Genomic DNA, 14136 nt, shown 5'->3' with positions numbered 1-14136 from the left:
TATATCTGCCCCAGCTCTTCAACAGGTATCGATCTCCGCATGCGCGTACTCGTCGTCGAGGATGACAAGGATCTCAACCGGCAGATATCGGACGCGCTGGTCGACGCCGGCTATGTCGTCGACCGCGCCTTCGATGGCGAGGAGGGCCATTTCCTCGGCGACACCGAACCCTACGACGCCGTCGTGCTCGACATCGGCCTGCCGCAGATGGACGGCATCAGCGTCGTCGAGCGCTGGCGTCGCGGCGGCCGCAAGATGCCGGTGCTGATCCTGACGGCGCGCGACCGCTGGAGCGACAAGGTCTCCGGCATCGACGCCGGCGCCGACGACTATGTCACCAAGCCGTTCCACATCGAGGAGGTGCTGGCGAGGCTGAGGGCCCTGATCCGGCGTGCCGCCGGCCATGCCTCGTCCGAGCTGACCTGCGGGCCGCTGCGCCTCGACACCAAGGCCTCGAAGGCCGATGTCGACGGCGTGCCGCTGAAGCTGACCTCGCACGAATTCCGCCTGCTGGCCTATCTGATGCACCATATGGGCGAGGTCGTCTCGCGGACCGAACTGGTCGAACATCTCTACGATCAGGATTTCGACCGCGATTCCAACACCATCGAGGTCTTTGTCGGGCGGCTGCGCAAGAAAATGGGCATCGACATGATCGAAACCGTGCGCGGCATGGGCTACCGCATGCGTGAGCCGGAGGCGTAACTCGGAACCGCTCAAACAAACCGCAAGGACGCCGCTGTCGCTGCGTTTGTGGCCGCGTTCGCTGACGTTCCGCGTGATCGCCTTTTCCACGGTGTGGGCGATCGTGACCCTTGTCATCATCTTCACCCTGATCACGACGCTCTACCGCCAGGCCAGCGAGCGCGGCTTCGACAGCCTGCTTTCGGCGCATCTGTTCAACCTGATCGGCTCCATCGGCATTTCCGACAGCGGTGCGCTCACGGGCGCTCCCGATCTCGGCGACCTCCGGTTCTCGGAGCCGAATTCGGGCTGGTATTGGTCGGTTGAGCCCGCCTCGGAAGATGTGCACGGAGATCTTCATTCGTCGTCGATGACCAAGACGATCCCGTCGCCGAGCGTTGCCGATGTGCCTTTCAACTCCAGCTTCCAGCGCAGCTATCCGACCGTAGGCATTGACGGCGAGCAGCTCGAAGTGTTCGAGAGTGAGTTCGTTCTCGACTCCAAGAACCGCGCCGCGCGCTTCCGCGTCATGGGCAACCAGAGCGAACTCGAACAGGAAATCTCGACCTTCCAGCGCCGGCTGCTGACTTATCTCAGTCTGTTCGGCGTCGGCATGATCGCCATCAACGCGATCGCCATCCTGCTCGGCCTGCAGCCGCTGCGCCGGGTCAGGAACGCACTTGCCATGGTGCGCGAGGGCACCGCGCACAGGCTCGATGGTCGGTTCCCGGCCGAGATCGAACCGCTTGCCAACGAAACCAATGCGTTGATCGAAAACAACCGGCGCATCGTCGAGCGGTCGCGAACCCAGGTCGGCAATCTCGCCCATTCGCTGAAGACGCCGCTGGCGGTGCTGCTCAATGAGGGCCGGGCGCTTGGCGGCGCCAAGGGGCAGTTGATTGCCGAACAGGCCGCTTCCATGCAGAAGCAGGTCGAGCACTATCTGCAGCGCGCCCGTGTCGCGGCGCAACGCGACAGCGTCGTCTACCGCACGCCGGTGACGCCGCTGGTGCAACGCATGGTGCGGGTTTTGCAGAAGCTCAACCCGCAGACCAACCTGTCGCTGACCCTGCCGGCCACCGAGGTCGTCTTCGCCGGCGAGCGCGAAGATCTCGAGGAGTTGCTGGGCAATCTGCTCGAAAACGCGATGAAATGGGCCAGGAGCGCGGTGCTGGTGTCGGTCGTGCCTTTGACCGGCAAGGACGACACGTCCAGCCTGTTTGAGATCAGCATCGAGGATGACGGCCCGGGCATTCCTGAGGACAAGGCGCGCGAGGCGATGAAGCGCGGGCGGCGGCTGGACGAGACGAAGCCCGGAACAGGTCTGGGGCTGGCCATTGTCGCCGACCTCGTCAACGAGTATGGAGGCGTCCTGGCACTCGAACGGTCCGGCATGGGCGGATTGAAGGCGGTGGTGCGATTGCGGAGCCTTCAATGATGCTTTCCGGGGGCCAATCGACATCGATGGACGGGGCATGTTATGGCGGCATGTCGATTGGTCATGGATCGGCCGGCTGCGGCCAAATTTCCGACAAATATCAATACTATGGCCACACCCACTTCTCCGATGACGCGGCCCCCGGCTCATCCATGGCAGGCTCCAACTCAAGAAAACCGGTTGTTGGCATGAAGATTCGCGTCGCACTTGTTTCCGCATTGCTGGCCGTCTCCGGCTGCACCACCTTGAGCAGCAAGGGTCCCACCGTCGCCCCGACACCGGCCTCGACGCCTCCTTCGAGCGGCAAGGTCACGACGACGATCATCTCGGCGATGGACGGCGGCTTGGTCGGCGGCTCGATCGGCAACGGCCTGAGCGAGACCGAGAAGCGCAGTGCGCTCGAGGCGGAATACAAGGCGCTCGAATACACGACCAGTGGCCAGAAGGTGGCATGGAAGGGCGAGCAGGCTTCGCATTATGGCGAGGTGGTTCCGGGCCAGCCCTACCGCGTCGGCTCGCAGGACTGCCGCCAATATACGCAGACGGTGTTTACAGGCGGAGCCGGAGTGACGGCGCGCGGAACCGCCTGCCGCAACGGCGACGGCAGCTGGACGCCGCTGACCTGACAATCGACCGGGTTCGGCCGGTATCCGGCCGGTTGATGTCGATCAAGGACATGCGGCGCGCCTGCCGTCAAAGCGTCGCAGGACACTTGTGTTGGCACGGCAGGGCTCTGCCGTTATTGGAAGAACCATGCTGTTCTGGGTTATAGCCGCAATTCTCACGCTGGGTGCAAGCCTGGCGGTGCTGCTGCCGCTGGCCGCCAGCTCGAAGAGTGCGTCGTCGGCTGGCGATCACGATCTGGAAGTCTATCGCGATCAGTTGTCCGAACTCGACCGCGACGCCGCACGTGGCTTGATCCAGCCGGCGGAAGCGACCGAGGCCCGCGCCGAGATCGCTCGTCGTATCCTTCGCCTCGACAATGCGGCAGCGGCCGGCAAGGCCTCCGTCAGACAGGCGTCGGTCGCGGCAAGGCTGGTGGCAACCGCGGCCGTGCTCGCGGTACCGCTTGTCAGCTGGGGTCTCTACAGCCAGCTCGGCTCTCCCGAGCTGCCGTCGCAGCCGCTCAGTGAGCGGCTGGCCAGGAATCCGGCCGACAGTTCGGTGGACGAATTGGTGGCGCGGGCCGAAGCCCATCTTGCCGCCAATCCTTCCGACGGCAGGGGATGGGATGTGCTCGCACCCGTCTATCTGCGCATGCAGCGCTTTTCCGATGCGGCAGCGGCCTATCGCAATGCCATTCGCCTCGATGGCGACAGCGCGATCCGCCGGGCCGGTCTTGGCGAGGCGATCGCCAATGCGGCAGGCGGCATTGTCTCGGCCGATGCCCAGGATGCTTTCGAGGCGGCCTTGAAGCTCGATCCGGCCAATGCCAAAGCCAGCTTCTACCTGGCCATGGCGCTGGCGCAGGAAGGCCGCGCCAAGGATGCGGTCGCGGCCTGGCAGGCGATGCAGGGCAAGCTGCCGCCGGATTCGCCATGGCGCGGAGCGGTCGAGCAGGCGCTGGCCAAATCCGGCAGCCCCGAAGTCGCTTCCGGCAGCGCCACCAACGGTCCCGGTGCCGGCGATGTCGACGCCGCATCCTCGATGTCTCCCACGGACAGGGAGGCCATGATCAACACCATGGTCACCGGCCTCGACGACAAATTGCGGCAAAATCCGCGCGACCCGGAAGGATGGATGCGGCTCGTTCGTTCCTATCTCGTGCTGGGCAAGGCCGACCAGGCGCGGGACGCGCTGGGTCGCGCTATAGCCGTCTTTGGAGCCGACAGTGACGAAGCCAAGAAATTCACCGCCTTTGCCGCCTCGCTTGGCCTGACGGCGACGGAGTAGACCTTGATATGACGCGCAAGCAGAAACGACTGTCGGTGATCGCGGGCGGTCTGGCCTTCCTGGGCGCCGCCACCGGGCTGACCTTTTACGCGCTCGGCCAGAAGGCGTCCTATTTCTACATGCCGGCCGACCTCACCACCGCCAGCGTCCAGCCCGGCCAGCGCATCAGGCTGGGCGGACTGGTCGAAAAAGGCACCATCCAGCGCGGGCAGGGGACGACAGTCGCCTTTTCGGTCACCGACACGCACAAATCGATCAAGGTCACCTATACCGGCATCCTGCCGGACCTTTTCCGCGAAGAGCAGGGCGTCATCACCGAAGGCACCTTTGGCCCGGACGGCACCTTCGTTGCCGACAGTGTGCTGGCCAAGCATGATGAGCGCTACATGCCCAAGGAGGTGGCCGACGGATTGAAGGCCAAGGGCGTCTGGCAGGAGAGCAAGAGTGAATAAGGGGCGCAACCGTGGTTGAAACCGGACATTTTGCCCTGGTCCTGGCGTTTGCGCTTTCGCTGGTGCAGACAATCGTGCCGCTGTTTGGCGCGCGCCTGAACAACCAGCGCCTGATGGCGGTCGGCGGCCCGGTCGCGGTGACCGGCTTTGCCTTGACCGCGCTGTCCTTCGCAGCACTTGCGAGCGCCTATGCAAGCTCCGACTTCTCGGTGGCGAGTGTGTGGGAAAACTCGCATTCGCTGCAACCGTTGATCTACAAGATCACCGGAACCTGGGGCAATCACGAAGGCTCGATGCTGCTCTGGGTGCTGATCCTGACCTTCTTCGGTGCGCTTGTCGCCGCTTTCGGGTCGAACCTGCCGGCAACGCTGCGCGCCAATGTGCTTGCCGTGCAAGGCGCGATCGGCGCCGCCTTCTTCCTGTTCATCCTTGCGACGTCCAATCCGTTCATCCGCCTCAATCCGGCGCCGATCGAAGGCCGTGATCTCAACCCGATCCTGCAGGACCTCGGCCTCGCCATTCACCCGCCGTTTCTCTATCTCGGTTATGTCGGCTTCTCGATCTGCTTTTCCTTCTCGGTCGCGGCCCTCATCGAAGGGCGCATCGATGCGTCCTGGGCGCGCTGGGTGCGGCCGTGGACGCTGGTCGCCTGGATGTTCCTGACCGGCGGCATCGCCATGGGATCGTACTGGGCCTATTACGAGCTCGGCTGGGGCGGTTTCTGGTTCTGGGACCCGGTCGAAAACGCCTCCTTCATGCCGTGGCTGGCGGGCACCGCACTGCTGCATTCGGCCATCGTCATGGAAAAGCGCTCGGCGCTGAAGATCTGGACGCTGCTGCTTGCCATCCTGACCTTTTCGCTGTCGCTGCTCGGCACCTTCCTGGTGCGCTCCGGCGTGTTGACCTCCGTCCACGCCTTCGCCACCGACCCGACGCGCGGCGTCTTCATCCTGTGCATCCTGACGCTGTTGATCGGCGGCTCCCTGACGCTGTTTGCGCTGCGCGCTTCCCGGCTGACGGCCGGTGGCCTGTTCCATCCGATTTCGCGCGAAGGCGCGCTCGTTCTCAACAATCTGTTCCTGACCACCGCGACCGCGACCGTGCTCGTCGGCACGCTCTATCCGCTTGCCGTCGAAGCCTTTTCCGCCGACAAGATTTCGGTCGGCGCGCCATTCTTCAACCTGACGTTCGGACCGCTGATGGTGCCGCTGCTGGTGATGGTTCCGTTCGGGCCACTGCTGGCCTGGAAGCGCGGCGATGTCTTCGCCGTTGCGCAGCGCCTCATGGTGGCGTTCGCCGCCGCCCTTCTGGCGACGCTGGTCACCGCTTTGTTCATCGACGGCGCCTCGGTGTTCGCGGCCTTGGGGGTTGGCCTCGCCGTCTGGCTGATGCTTGGCGCGGTCACCGATCTCGCGGTCAAGTCAGGCTTCGGCAACGTTGCGGCCGGGACCATGGTCAGGCGCTTGCTCGGCTTGCCGCGCTCGGTTTTCGGCACTGCCTTCGCTCACCTTGGCCTCGGTCTGACCACGCTCGGCATCGTCGGCACGCTTTGCTTCGGCACCGAAAAGATCCTGTCGATGCACGCCGGCGAGACCGTCGAACTGTCCGGCCACACGCTGCGTTTCGTCGGGCTCCATCCTGCCCAGGGTCCGAACTACAGCGAGGACCGTGGCCGCTTCGAGTTGATCGGCGTCAGCGGCAGCGCTATTGGCGAAATCAACTCCGCCAAGCGTTTCTATCCGGTGCGGCAGATGACGACGACGGAGTCCGGCATCAGGACGATCGGCCTCTCCCAGCTCTACATCTCGCTCGGCGACGAGGGCAATGATGGATCGGTCGTGGTGCGTCTGTGGTGGAAGCCGCTGGTGACGTTGATATGGGGCGGCGGCCTGATGATGATGGCAGGCGCGGCCATGTCGCTGATGGACAGGCGCCTGCGTGTCGGCGCGCCGTCGCGCCGTCGCAAGCAGGCGAGCGCCGTGCAGTCCGCGGGCCTGCCATGAGCGCACGGCTTTCGCTGACCTCGATCGTACTGCTGCTGGCGCTGCTCATCGCCGGCGCGGCACACGCCGTGAAGCCCGACGAGATGCTGGCCGATCCGGCGCTCGAGGCGAGGGCCCGGGCGCTGTCGGAAGGCCTGCGCTGCATGGTCTGCCAGAACCAGTCGATCGACGAATCCGACGCCGATCTCGCCCGCGACCTGCGCATCCTTGTACGCCAACGCCTCGTAGCCGGAGATACCGATCAGCAGGTGATGGATTATGTCGTGTCGCGCTACGGCGAGTTCGTGCTGTTGAAGCCGCGCTTCGAGCTGCGCAACGCCTTGCTGTGGGGCACACCTGTCGTCCTGCTGCTCGTTGGCGGGATTTTCATTGTGATGACCGCGCGATCGCGCCGCACGCTGGCAACAAAATCCCTGTCCGCCGAAGAACAGGCATCGTTGGACGCCATTCTGCGACGCGACTGACGGCGACAGTCACCTCAAACATTACCAAAGTTTCATGTGTCGGAAATGGCGCCGTAATGTGCGCCTCTCTAATTCTCTCTTCCCGAGGATGCCGATTAAACGCGTCCATTTGAAAGAGGATAAGAGATCGATGAATATTGCCCCCAATTCATATTCCGTCACCCGCAAGCGTCTCATGGCTGCCGTCGCGTCCATCGCTGTTGCCGGTGCGATCGGCGTTGGCGCGCTGACGACAGGAACAGGGCCTGTTCTGGCCGATGCCGTGCGTGTCGAGGCACCGCAGGTGCCGGGCTTCGCCGATGTCGTCGAGCGCGTTTCTCCCGCCGTTGTCAGCGTCAAGGTCAAGGCCAAGATCAGCCCGGCGGCGGACGACGGTTCCGACCAGTCCGACGATCCGGACGGCATGAACAACCTGCCCGACAATCCGCAGCTGCGCCGCTTCTTCAAGGAATTCCGTGGCTTTGGTGACCAGAACGGCCAGGGCGGCGGTAATCGCCGCTTCAGCCACCGCGACCACAACAACGACCAGCCGCGGCCGGTGGCGCAGGGTTCAGGCTTCTTCATCTCCGATGACGGCTATCTCGTCACCAACAACCACGTCGTCGAGGAAGGCTCGGCTTTCACGGTGGTGATGAATGACGGCAAGGAACTCGACGCCAAGCTGATTGGCACCGACCCGCGCACCGATCTCGCCGTGCTCAAGGTCGACGGCGTCGGAAAGTTCACCTATGTCGATTTCGCGGATGACTCCAAGGTCCGCGTCGGCGACTGGGTGGTGGCCGTCGGCAATCCGTTCGGCCTCGGTGGCACGGTCACGGCAGGCATCGTCTCGGCCCGTGGCCGCGACATTGGCGCTGGCCCCTATGACGACTTCATCCAGATCGACGCCTCGGTCAATCGCGGCAATTCGGGTGGCCCGACCTTCAATCTCAACGGTCAGGTCGTCGGCATCAACACCGCGATCTTCTCGCCTTCCGGCGGCAGCGTCGGCATCGCCTTCGACATTCCCGCTTCGACCGCCAAGCAGGTGGTGCAGGATCTGATGAAAAGCGGTTCCGTACAGCGTGGCTGGCTTGGTGTCGAAATCCAGCCGGTGACCTCCGACATCGCCGAGTCGCTTGGCCTGAAGTCGCAGAATGGTGCTCTGGTTTCGAGCGCCCAGGACGATGGTCCGGGAAAGAAGGCTGGCATCACCGCTGGTGACGTGATCACCCAGGTCGACGGCAAGGACGTTGCTTCGCCGAAGGAACTGGCCCGGCTGATCGGCGCCTACTCGCCTGGCAAGTCGGTCGACGTCACCGTGTGGCGCGACGGCAAGAGCCAGGCGGTCAAGGTCGATCTCGGCAAACTTCCCTCGAGCGACAAGCAGGCATCAGTCGACCAGCAGCAGCCCGCCGCTCCGGCCAAGCCCAATTCGCTGGCCGATCTCGGCCTGACCGTCACCAAGTCCGAAAACGGCAAGGGGCTGGTTGTGACCGATGTCGATCCCGACAGCGATGCCGCCGACCGCGGCATCCAGCCGGGCGATGTCATCACCGCCGTCAATTCGGCCGAAGTGAACGGCACCGACGACGTCACCAAGGCGATGACCGAAGCGGTGAAGGCCGGACGCAAGGCGGTGCTGATGCAGATCACCCGCGACGACAACAATCGTTTCGTCGCGCTGCCCGTCGCCAAGGGCTGAGGTACGGCTCCGGAGCGTTCTTGCCTCTCCAGGCGGACGGGACGCTCCGGCGGCAGGTTCGACTTTTCCAGTGCGGCGATTTCAAACACCCCCGAGCCCGCCGCACGGGAAAGCAAGGAGGAGCGCGCGTTAGTCAGTCATCGTGCTCTCCCCCGGCGGCAGCGGGCTTCCCATCGCCCGCTGCCGCACACGCAGGCATGTCATCAAAAAGCGTTTGAGCGGTCTTGGCGCAACGACCTCGGGGACAAGGACTTTATCGCGCACGCTTTCGGATGATCTTGACCGCGATGCGCTTTGGCAAAGGCCACAATGCAGATGTCTGCCACTCAACCTTCCAGCGAAATCGCGTATAACAGTCCTATGAAGATTCTCGTCATAGAAGACGACCGCGAGGCTGCGGATTACTTGCAGAAAGCCTTCACCGAGGCCGGTCACACCGCGCATGTCGCCGGTGACGGCGAAACCGGCTTCGCGCTCGCCGATGCCGGCGATTACGACGTGATGGTCATCGACCGGATGATGCCGCGCCGCGACGGCCTGTCGGTGATCGCTGGTCTCAGGTCCAGGGGCAACACGACGCCGGTGCTGATCCTGTCGGCCCTCGGCGAGGTCGACGACCGGGTCACCGGCCTGCGCGCCGGTGGCGACGATTATCTGACCAAGCCTTATGCCTTCTCCGAACTTTTGGCTCGGGTCGAGGTGCTGAACCGGCGCGCCAGCGCCAAGGAAGCGGAAACCGTCTACCGCGTCGGCGATCTCGAACTCGACAGGCTGTCGCATTCGGTCCGCCGCGCGGCGCGCGAGATTACGCTGCAGCCGCGCGAATTCCGCCTGCTGGAGTATCTGATGCGCCATGCCGGCCAGGTGGTGACGCGCACCATGCTGCTGGAAAATGTCTGGGACTATCATTTCGATCCGCAGACCAATGTCATCGACGTCCATGTTTCGCGGCTGCGCGGCAAGATCGAGAAGGGCTTCGACAAGCCCATCCTGCACACGGTTCGCGGCGCTGGCTATATGCTGAAGAGCGGCTAGCAGCAGCATGGCTCTTTCCGTGCCAGCCATCATGAAGACGACGGCAGCGCGGCTTTCGGCGCTCTATCTCCTGCTCTTCGCGCTTTGCGCCGTGGCGCTCGTCTTCTACATGACCTCGCTGTCGGCGCGCATGCTGACCGCACAGACGCAGGAAACCATCAACGACGAGGTGCTCGGCCTTGCTCGCGCCTATCAGCGCGGTGGCCTGCCGGTGCTGGTCCGTGTTGTCGAGGCGCGCTCGCGCCAGCCCGGTGCAAACCTCTATCTGATCGCCGATGCCAACGGCCAGATCCTGACCGGCAATGTGCAGAGCCTGGAGCCGGGCGTCCTCGAAACCGAAGGCTGGACCAACAACCCGTTCTCCTATCAGCGCTTTGGCGAGGGGGAACTCGAGCGGCAGCGCAATCTGCCGGCGGACCAGGGCACCACCCAATCCGACCAGAACGAACCGCAGGCGCAAGGCGAAAAGGGCCACAACGCCATTGCGCTGGTGCTTCGGCTGCCGAACCAGATGATCATGCTGGTCGGCCGTGACCTCGGCGAGCCGGAGCGGTTCCGCGCCGTCATTCGCCGCGCCCTGATGCTGGCGCTCGGCATGATGGGGCTTGGCGGACTGCTGATCTGGTTCTTTGTCGGCCGCGCCGCGCTGAAGCGCATCGACAGCGTGTCGGAAGCAAGTCGCCGCATCATGGGCGGCGATCTGTCCGGCCGGTTACCGGTCACCGGCGCCGGGGACGAGTTCGACCGGCTCTCCGAAAATCTCAATGCCATGCTGGCCAGGATCGCCACGCTCAACGAAGGCCTGAAACAGGTTTCCGACAACATCGCGCATGATTTGAAGACGCCGTTGACCCGGCTGCGCAACCGGGCCGAAGCGACGCTTTCGGGCAAGCACAAGCCCACCGACTACCGCCAGGCGCTGGAAGGCACCATTGCCGAGTCCGACCAGCTCATAAAAACCTTCAACGCCATCCTGATGATCTCCCGGCTGGAGGCAGGCTACTCATCCGAGAACACCAACCGCGTCGATCTTGCTGAAGCCGTGCGCGATGTCGTTGAACTCTACGAACCGGTGGCGGAGGAGGCGGGCGTCTCGCTGCAGACAGACGTGCGGGAGGCGGCCTTCGTCAACGGCAACCGCGAATTGATCGGCCAGGCACTGTCGAACATCGTCGACAACGCCATCAAATATTCGACCGACGCCTGCGCCCAGCCGGCCGTGCGCGTGGCTGTCGAGCGCGTCGGTGCGGACGTGCGGCTGTCGGTCGTCGACAATGGCCACGGCATTCCCGACGATGGCGACCGTGCCCGCGCGACGGAGCGTTTCGTGCGGCTGGAAAAGAGCCGTTCGCAGCCGGGTTCCGGTCTTGGCTTGAGCCTCGCCAAGGCGGTCATGACATTCCACAATGGCCGGCTTGATCTCTTGCCTGGCAATCCCGGATTATCCGTGGTCATGAGTTTCCCCTTACGGGAGGATCACTGATGAGCGCGGCCGCGAAGGAGGTGGAGACGGATTGGCTGCTGAAGCCGGTCGCCAGGCTTGCTCCGCTGGACGAAAACCGGGCGCAGCAAGAGCTGACCGAGATCGCTTCCGCGGCGCGGGAAGAAGGGCTGGCGCGGCTGGCCAAATTCCTGGCCGGCAAGGGGCCGGGCCAGGATTTCCTGGCGGCGGTCTTCGATCTGTCGCCGTTCCTGCGCCATACGGCACGTCGCCGGCCGCAGATTCTGGATGGCCTGTTCGAGCAGACGGTCGAGGCGCGGCTGAAAGCGATCGGCGACGCCATCGACCAGGCGCATTTTGCCGAGGCGGTCTCGGAATCCGGCCTGATGATGGACCTGCGCCAGTGGAAGGCCGAGGCGCATTTCCTGATCGCGCTGGCCGATCTTGCCGGCGAAGCCGAAACGGCGCTGACGGTACGGCGGTTGAGCGATCTCGCCGACGCTTGCGCCCGTGCTGCCGTCGACTTCCTGCTGCGCGACGCGCATGGCCAGGGCAAGCTCAAGTTGCCGGATCTCGACAATCCGTCGAAGCAATCGGGTTGGATCCTGCTCGGCATGGGCAAGCTTGGCGCGTACGAACTGAATTTCTCCTCCGACATCGATCTTGTCGTCTTTTTCGATCCGGAAGCGCCCGCCGTCATCGATCCGCTTGATGCCACAGAGCTGTTTTCACGCCTGACGCGCCGCCTGGTGCGTATCCTGCAGGACCGCACCGAACACGGTTATGTCTTCCGCACCGATCTGAGGTTGCGCCCCGATCCCGGTTCGACACCGCTGGCGATCCCGGTCGAGGCCGCGTTGCGCTACTATGAGGCGCGTGGCCAGAACTGGGAGCGCGCCGCGATGATCAAGGCGCGTCCGGTGGCCGGTGATCTCGCCGCGGGTACGGCCTTTCTCAAGGAGCTCCAGCCCTATATCTGGCGCAAATACATGGACTACGCGGCGATTGCCGACGTCCATTCGATCAAGCGCCAGATCCACGCCCACAAAGGCCATGGCGAGATCGCCGTGAAGGGTCACAACGTCAAGCTCGGGCGTGGCGGCATCCGCGAGATCGAGTTCTTTGTCCAGACCCAGCAGCTCATCGCCGGCGGCCGATTCCCGGAACTGCGCGGACGCGAGACCGTGCCGATGCTCGGCCAGCTTGCGGCGCGCAGCTGGATCACGTCAGACGCGCGCGACGCGCTGGCCCTTCAATACTGGTTCCTGCGGCGTGTCGAACATGCCGTGCAGATGGTTGCCGACGAGCAGACGCATACGCTGCCGGAAGACGATGAAGGGCTGGAGCGTATCGCCCGCATGCTCGGCTTTGTCGACGCGGCTGCCTTTTCCCAGGCGTTCCGCGCCTCGCTGCAACAGGTCGAACGCCACTACGCAGCACTGTTCGAAACCGCGCCGGAACTGTCGACGGGCATCGGCAATCTGGTCTTCACCGGCGATGTCGACGATCCCGATACGTTGCAGACATTGCACGGCCTCGGCTTTCAGCGGCCGAGCGACATCTGCCGCGTCATCCGCGGCTGGCATTTCGGCCGCTACCGCGTCACCCAGTCGGCGGAAGCACGCGAGCGGCTGACGGAACTGACGCCGGCGCTGCTGCGGTCCTTCGGCCAGACACGCCGGGCGGATGAAGCCCTGCTGCGCTTCGACGAGTTTCTCGCCGGCCTGCCGGCCGGCATCCAGTTGTTTTCCTTGCTGCAGTCCAATCCGGCCCTGCTGAAGCTCCTGGCGACGATCATGGGGGCGGCACCCCGGCTGGCGGCGATCATCACGCGCCGGCCGCATGTCTTCGATGGTCTGCTCGACCCGGCCCTGCTGACCGAACTGCCGGACCGCGCCTATCTGTCGGCGCGGCTTTCCGCCTTTGTCGAGGGTGATCGGCTTTACGAGGACGTACTCGACAGGCTGCGCATCTTCGCCTCCGAGCAAAAGTTCCTGATCGGCGTCCGGCTGCTGGCCGGCTCGATCGATCCGGCTCGGGCGGGCCGCGCCTTTTCCGATCTGGCGGATCTCACCATCGAGGCGGCGTTGCAGGCGGTGACCGCCGAATTCGCGGCACGCCACGGCACGATTGCCGGCGGCGTGGTTTCGCTGCTCGGCATGGGCAAGCTCGGCAGCCGGGAGCTGACCGCCGGATCGGACGTCGACCTGATCCTGCTTTACGATCACGCGCCGGATGCCGAGGAATCCGATGGCGACAAGCCGCTGGCGCCTTCGCATTACTACACCCGCATGACGCAGCGGCTGATCGCGGCGGTGTCCGCGCCGACGGCGGAAGGCGTGCTCTACGAACTCGACCTGCGCCTGCGGCCATCCGGCAACAAGGGCCCGGTCGCCACCCACGTCGATGCCTTCAAGAAGTACCAGCGCCAGGAGGCCTGGACGTGGGAGCACATGGCGCTGGTGCGGGCCCGCGCCATTGCCGGCGACGCCGGCCTGTGCAGCGAAGTTGAGGCGGAAGTGGCGGCAGTGCTTGGCCAGTCGCGCGAGGCGGCAAAAGTGATGGCCGAGGCCTCGGATATGCGCGCCATGATCGCAAAGGAAAAGCCGCCGCGCGACCTGTGGGACATCAAGCTGATCCCCGGCGGCCTGATCGATCTCGAATTCATCGCCCAGGTGGCCGTGCTCACCGCGCATGTCGAAGCCGGGCCGCGTGCCCCGGCCGTGCCAATTGCACGTGCCACCGGCACGGCCGAGATCCTGTCGCGCCTGGCGCCGGGCTTCGCCGATGCCGGTGTCAGGCAGGAGCTTGCCGATGCCTATGCACTCTATCTGGGGCTGACCCAGATCACGCGGCTGTGCCTCACTGGGCCCTTCGAGCGCGACGATGTCCCGCCGGGGCTTTCGGATCTGCTTCTGGCGGTCACCGACCTGCCGGATTTCGGTGTGCTGGAAGCACACCTCAAGGAGACGTCGCAAAAGGTCAGGAAGGATTTTGACCTTTTGCTTCGTGCCGGACGATCGTGAAAGCGTTTGTCCGGCC

Annotated in this window: 11 protein-coding genes; all 11 read left to right on the top strand. The window is 64.4% G+C overall.

Annotated features, from left to right (window positions below):
- The first annotated feature begins 39 nt into the window (after window positions 1-39).
- The 11 genes from AC1RZR_RS27325 to AC1RZR_RS27275 all read left to right on the top strand — a co-directional run bounded on the left by AC1RZR_RS27325 (window position 40) and on the right by AC1RZR_RS27275 (window position 14120).
- On the top strand, window positions 40-705 hold the full coding sequence (locus AC1RZR_RS27325) for a response regulator transcription factor (protein ID WP_023812809.1): 666 nt from the start codon (window positions 40-42) through the stop codon (window positions 703-705).
- Window positions 689-2122 (top strand): ATP-binding protein, encoded by a 1434-nt coding sequence (locus AC1RZR_RS27320; RefSeq protein WP_481826570.1) that lies wholly within the window; start codon window positions 689-691, stop codon window positions 2120-2122. Before AC1RZR_RS27325 ends, AC1RZR_RS27320 begins: the two co-directional genes overlap by 17 nt.
- 188 nt (window positions 2123-2310) lie before the next feature.
- Window positions 2311-2748 carry an RT0821/Lpp0805 family surface protein gene (locus AC1RZR_RS27315; protein ID WP_477276024.1) on the top strand — a complete coding sequence of 146 codons (438 nt, stop codon included), beginning with the start codon at window positions 2311-2313 and terminating at the stop codon, window positions 2746-2748.
- Between the two features lie 127 nt (window positions 2749-2875).
- Window positions 2876-4015, top strand: a complete 1140-nt coding sequence (gene ccmI / locus AC1RZR_RS27310; RefSeq protein WP_481826569.1) for a c-type cytochrome biogenesis protein CcmI — start codon at window positions 2876-2878, stop codon at window positions 4013-4015.
- Window positions 4016-4023: 8 nt separating this feature from the next.
- On the top strand, window positions 4024-4467 hold the full coding sequence (gene ccmE / locus AC1RZR_RS27305) for a cytochrome c maturation protein CcmE (RefSeq protein WP_477276028.1): 444 nt from the start codon (window positions 4024-4026) through the stop codon (window positions 4465-4467).
- Window positions 4468-4478: 11 nt separating this feature from the next.
- Window positions 4479-6470, top strand: coding sequence for a heme lyase CcmF/NrfE family subunit (locus AC1RZR_RS27300; RefSeq protein WP_481826568.1), 1992 nt, complete (start codon window positions 4479-4481; stop codon window positions 6468-6470).
- A complete protein-coding gene (locus tag AC1RZR_RS27295; protein WP_477276032.1) occupies window positions 6467-6934 on the top strand; it encodes a cytochrome c-type biogenesis protein in 468 nt (155 codons plus the stop codon). The genes AC1RZR_RS27300 and AC1RZR_RS27295 overlap by 4 nt, the downstream gene beginning before the upstream one ends.
- 130 nt (window positions 6935-7064) lie before the next feature.
- The gene (locus AC1RZR_RS27290; RefSeq protein ID WP_481826567.1) at window positions 7065-8618 is read left to right on the top strand and encodes a Do family serine endopeptidase; all 1554 of its coding nucleotides are present in this window, start codon (window positions 7065-7067) and stop codon (window positions 8616-8618) included.
- Between the two features lie 360 nt (window positions 8619-8978).
- Entirely contained in the window at window positions 8979-9653 is a 675-nt protein-coding gene (locus AC1RZR_RS27285; RefSeq protein WP_164548653.1) for a response regulator transcription factor, read from the top strand.
- Between the two features lie 7 nt (window positions 9654-9660).
- Complete coding sequence (locus tag AC1RZR_RS27280) at window positions 9661-11136, top strand: sensor histidine kinase (RefSeq protein ID WP_481826566.1); 1476 nt, start codon at window positions 9661-9663, stop codon at window positions 11134-11136.
- Complete coding sequence (locus AC1RZR_RS27275) at window positions 11136-14120, top strand: bifunctional [glutamine synthetase] adenylyltransferase/[glutamine synthetase]-adenylyl-L-tyrosine phosphorylase (protein ID WP_481826565.1); 2985 nt, start codon at window positions 11136-11138, stop codon at window positions 14118-14120. Before AC1RZR_RS27280 ends, AC1RZR_RS27275 begins: the two co-directional genes overlap by 1 nt.
- Window positions 14121-14136 lie beyond the last annotated feature (16 nt).

Source organism: Mesorhizobium bavaricum (assembly GCF_056781655.1).
Note: the sequence above shows the minus strand (reverse complement) of the source record. Positions and strands in the feature narration are given on the sequence as shown.